This is a genomic window from uncultured Fretibacterium sp. (genome assembly GCF_938040765.1).
GTDB lineage: Bacteria > Synergistota > Synergistia > Synergistales > Aminobacteriaceae > CAJPSE01.
On the sequence record NZ_CALIAA010000053.1, the window covers coordinates 1 to 4,062 of the forward strand.

The 4,062-nt window shown below is 67.8% G+C and carries 4 protein-coding genes; all 4 read right to left on the reverse strand.

Annotation, left to right across the window (positions count from 1 at the left end; translation table 11 throughout):
* Positions 1 to 144: 144 nt before the first annotated feature.
* From Q0176_RS01910 to Q0176_RS01925, 4 genes are read right to left on the reverse strand one after another with little or no spacing between them, the layout of a single operon-like run.
* Positions 145 to 996, reverse strand: coding sequence for a phosphate ABC transporter ATP-binding protein (locus tag Q0176_RS01910; protein ID WP_299298651.1), 852 nt, complete (start codon positions 994 to 996; stop codon positions 145 to 147).
* 14 nt (positions 997 to 1,010) lie between these two features.
* Entirely contained in the window at positions 1,011 to 1,895 is an 885-nt protein-coding gene (locus Q0176_RS01915; protein ID WP_299298653.1) for an ABC transporter permease subunit, read from the reverse strand.
* Positions 1,892 to 2,737, reverse strand: coding sequence for an ABC transporter permease subunit (locus tag Q0176_RS01920; RefSeq protein ID WP_299298655.1), 846 nt, complete (start codon positions 2,735 to 2,737; stop codon positions 1,892 to 1,894). The genes Q0176_RS01915 and Q0176_RS01920 overlap by 4 nt, the downstream gene beginning before the upstream one ends.
* A gap of 16 nt (positions 2,738 to 2,753) precedes the next feature.
* Positions 2,754 to 3,599 carry a phosphate ABC transporter substrate-binding protein gene (locus Q0176_RS01925; RefSeq protein WP_299298657.1) on the reverse strand — a complete coding sequence of 282 codons (846 nt, stop codon included), beginning with the start codon at positions 3,597 to 3,599 and terminating at the stop codon, positions 2,754 to 2,756.
* Between the last annotated feature and the right edge of the window lie 463 nt (positions 3,600 to 4,062).

Sequence of the window (4,062 nt, forward strand, 5' to 3'; positions counted from 1 at the left end):
ACAGCCTCAATGCAACTTGAGCAGGAAGCAAGGGCGGGGGGGATGACATTTTCTCTGTCCCTTTTCACCCTTTCAACCATGACATTTTCTCTGTCCCTTGACAGAGCACGGGAGAAGTTCGGCGGGAAAACGCCCTCACGGCGTTTACGGCCCCGTTCGCGCCGACGGGGCGGCGTCGGCCGGGTCCGCGTCTCCATAGGCCTCGTCCAGGAGGGAGCCGTCGTCAATGGAGGCCCCCAGTTCCCGCGCGTCCAGCCGCTTCACGATCCTGCCTCCGGACAGGACCAGGGCGGCATCGGCCAGCCTCCGGGCCTGCCTCAGATTATGGGAGACCAGGATGACGGAACGGCGTCCCCGAAAGGACAGGATCAACTCCTCTATCCTGAGGGCCGCGTCCCGGTCCAGCGAGGCGGTCGGCTCGTCCAGCAGAAGCAGCTCCGGGTCGAGGGCCAGGGCGCGGGCGAGGCAGAGCCGCTGCTGCTGGCCCCCGGACAGGGTGGACGCCGGGGAATCCAGCCGGTCCGCGACCTCCTCCCAGAGCCCGACCTCCTGGAGACGCTCCCTGAGCACTTCCTCGAGCCTGTCGCGGGAAAGGTCTCCGGCCAGCGACACGGGGAGCGTGACGTTCCTGCGGATGCTCATGGGCAAGGGGTTGGGCGTCTGGAAGACCATCCCCGCGGCGCGGCGCAGCCGGGAGACGGAGGGTGCGTTCGGGCCCGCCGTCGGCCTCAGAATCCCGCCGAGCGAGACCCGGACGTCCCCCGAGCTCTCGCAGCCCTCGAAGCACTCGTTCAGTCGATTCAAGGCCCTGAGGAACGTGGTCTTTCCGGACCCCGAGCGCCCCAGCAGAACCGTGATCCTCAGGGCGGGGAAATCCGCGTCGATGCCGTGAAGGACCCGACGCCCCCCAAAGGAGACGTCGAGGGACCGGACGGAAGCGCAAAGAGGGGCTCCGTCCCCGGACGGTACAGGTAAGGCGAATGCCTCCTTTCTCACGATACCCCCCGGTCTCACGATGCCCCGCCCCGGCGCCATCGCCTCTCCAGCCTTCGCTGCAGGCAATACGCGGCAAGCGACAGGAGGGCCGACAGCGCCAGCAGGACGAGGGCCGTTCCGAAGGCCCGGGCGAGCTCGTCCTGGTCCGCGTACTGTGCGGCCGTGTAGTAGATTCGGAAGGACAGGGCCTCGAACTTGGCCGTGAGCCCGGAGGGGAGCCCCGCGTTCGCGACGGCGCCGGTGAGCATGATGACGGCGGTGTCCTCCACGGTGCGCCCCATGGCCAGGATCACGCCGCCGAGGAGCCCGGGTGAGGCTGCGGGAACCAGAAGGTGTCGCAGCGCCTGATCCTGGGACAGCCCGAGGGCGGCGGCATCGATGTAAAGGCGCTCCGGAAGGGCCTCCAAAGCCGATTGAGTGGCCGTGACCAGGGTGGGCAGGACCAGGATGGCCAGGCAGACGGACGCGAGCAGCAGGCAGGTCGTCCCCCGGGGCAGCAGCGTGCGCCGAAGGGAAAGGATCAGGACGAACCCAAAAAGCCCCATCACGATGGAGGGGATCCCCGCAAGGACGTCGACGGCCGTCTCGAGGGCCTGTTTTTTCCGGGGCGGAGCGTAGCAGGCCAGGTAGATTCCGCAGCCGATCCCCGGGACGAGCGCCAGCGCCATGGTCACGGCCAGCAGGGACAGCGTGCCGAGCATGGCCGGCCAGATGCCGTCCCAAACGGGTTTCAGCGCCAGGATGGCCTCCATCGGAGGGGTGCTGCCGAAGAGGAGGGCGGGACCCAGTGTCGGGACGCCGCGCGCCAGGAGGAAGGAGAGCAATCCCCCCAATGCGGCGCAGACGACGACGGCCGAGCCCCAGCTCAGGGCCCAAAGCCCCGCCTCCCGCGCCCTCACGAGGACTCCCTCCCGCCCAGGCTCCGGGCCAGAAGGCTGACGCAGACGGAGCCGATCAGGAGCAGCCCCCCGGCCAGCAGCAGGGAGAGGTGCTCCCCGCCCCCCATGTCCGAGGAGAGCACCAGCCCGATATGGGCCGTCAGGCTGCGCATGGAGTCGAGGGGGGAACGGGCGAACTGGACGGCGTTCCCGGCCAGCATGGTGGGGAGCAGGGTGTCCCCCAGGGCCCGGCCGAAGCCCAGAACGGCCGCGGTCAGGAGGGCGCGCCGGGACCCCGGAATCGCCACCCGGGCGAGATGCTGCAGGGGCGTCATCCCCAGCGCCGAGGCCGTCAGGGCCGTCTCGGCACTTCGGGAGCGCATGGCGCCATCCATGACGAGCGTCATGGTCGGGACGCCCTGCAGGGCAAGCATCGAGGCCGCCGCCAGCCAGCAGAACCCCGTTCCTCCCAGCGCGCTACGGATGACCGGGACCAGCACGAACGTGGCGGTGAAACCGTAGACGACGGTCGGGACCGCGGTCATGAAGCGCAGGATGCCCATGAGGAATCGGGCGGCGGGGCGCGGTGCGGCCCCCCGGAGCATGCAGCAGCACCCCAGGGAGAGCAGCCACCCCGCACCGAGCGAGGAGAGGGCCAGCAGAAACGAGGCGTGAATCATGGCCGCGATGCCGAAACGGCCGGCACGGGGGTCCCACACCGGCCCGAACAGAAAGAGCCCCTGCCCCGCCCTCAGAGCGTCCAGCGCCGAGAACAGGATGAAGGCGAAGACGGTCGAGAGCACGCTCCCCACAAAGCAGGCCAGCACGCGCAGCCAGAGGGGAGCCGAATGCGAAGGGCGCATGAGCTCGGGGCCGTCCTCAGTTCTTGGGCTTGGGGACGGGGATGTAGCCGCTCTCCTCGATGATCTTCGCCCCCGCGTCGCTGTAGATGTAGTCGATGAAGGCCGCGGTCAGGCCCGTCGGGGCTCCCTTGGTGTTCATGTAGAGATCGCGCACGACCTTGTAGGCCCCGGACGCGGCGTTCTCCTGCGTCGGCAGCGCGCCGTCCAGGGCGACCCCGGCGATGGAGGCGTCCAGGTGCCCGATGCCCACGTAGCCGATGGCCCGCCTGTCCTGAGCGATGGCCGTCTTCATCGCGCCGTTGGAGCCGACGACGTTGACCGACGGGGAGAGCTGCGCCTTGCCGAGCAGCTTGTCGGTGAAGGTCTCGCGGGTCCCGCTGCCGTCCTCACGGCCGTAGAGATCGATGGCCCCGGGCTCCCCGCCGAGCTCCTTCCAATCCGTAACCTTGCCCGAGTAGATGTCCATGATCTGCTCCCCGGAGAGGCTCTTGACGGGATTGTCGGGATGGACCGCGACGGCCACTCCGTCGATAGCGAAGGGGAAGGTCACCAGTCCATACTTTGAAATCTCCTCGTCCTTCAGGGGACGTCCGGTGTTTCCGATGGCTGCGAGGCCCTCCCCAACCTGCTTGACGCCGACGCCCGAGCCGCCCCCCGCGACGGAGATGCGGATGTCGGGGTAGGCGGACATGATGTTCTGGGCCGCCTTTTTCATGACGGGGATATGGGCGGTGCCGCCCGCGATGTCCAGGGTCCCCGAGAGTCCCTTGAACGCGTCGAGGGGCTCGGCAAGGGCCGATGCCGCAGAAAGGGAAAGGGTCAGCAGAGCCGACGTCAACAGTTTTTTCATCATGGTCTTCATTTTGAAGGCTCCTTCCGTTCAACGATTTTCCGAGTATGTTCACGATCCGAGGATTTCGAGGATGAATAGAGGATGGAGGCGAGTGCAACGTGCTCCGCATCCGGAGCACGGGCGGACGGGCCTCCGCACGAATGCGGGGGAGCCCGGTTCGGTCGGGTCCGCCCTTGCGGGCAACGGCGCCAAAGCTCCCGCCGGTCGAGTCGAGGCTCCGGCGAGGCTCGCCGGGGTCATGCGCCGGCGCGGCGGCGGAACGGAGCGGAGGGGGCCGACGGCGGGAGGGACGGACTCCGGGGATTCGAACATGCATCCCGTGCATCTTCGCCGATCGCGTCCCGTCATGCAAAGCCGGCCATCGAAAAAACCTCCTCGTAGAATAAGTAACGTGGAAGTGATACCAGGGCTGGTAAACTACTTCCAGTTTTGTCGGGAAAGCTCGTAACCTCCTTGGGACGCCAAGCCCGCA